Source organism: Bowmanella dokdonensis (assembly GCF_017254865.1).
GTDB classification, from domain to species: Bacteria; Pseudomonadota; Gammaproteobacteria; order Enterobacterales; family Alteromonadaceae; genus Bowmanella; species Bowmanella dokdonensis.
In genome coordinates this window covers 1-244 of record NZ_JAFKCV010000464.1, presented here as the reverse complement: position 1 = coordinate 244, position 244 = coordinate 1, and the positions used below count along the sequence as shown (strand labels likewise).

Here is a 244-nt window from a genome sequence, read left to right as displayed (position 1 = left end):
AGGTCTCTGAAGGGTTGTTCAAGACGAGAACGTTGATAGGCAGGGTGTGGAAGCGTTGTAAGGCGTTAAGCTAACCTGTACTAATTGCCCGTGAGGCTTAACCATACAACGCCCAAATTACGATGTAACAGAACGATGTATGTGCAAGCCACAACTCATCAAACCAATACGCTACATAAGCGATGAATTCTTTATCACAGTCCAGATTGTTAACCTTTTTTGCCTGGCGGCCATAGCGTTACGG

1 rRNA gene is annotated in these 244 nt (G+C 45.5%); it reads left to right on the top strand.

The features are described from left to right. A 23S ribosomal RNA gene (locus J0A66_RS23310) occupies nt 1-105 on the top strand; the annotation flags it as partial. Nucleotides 106-244: the final 139 nt, after the last annotated feature.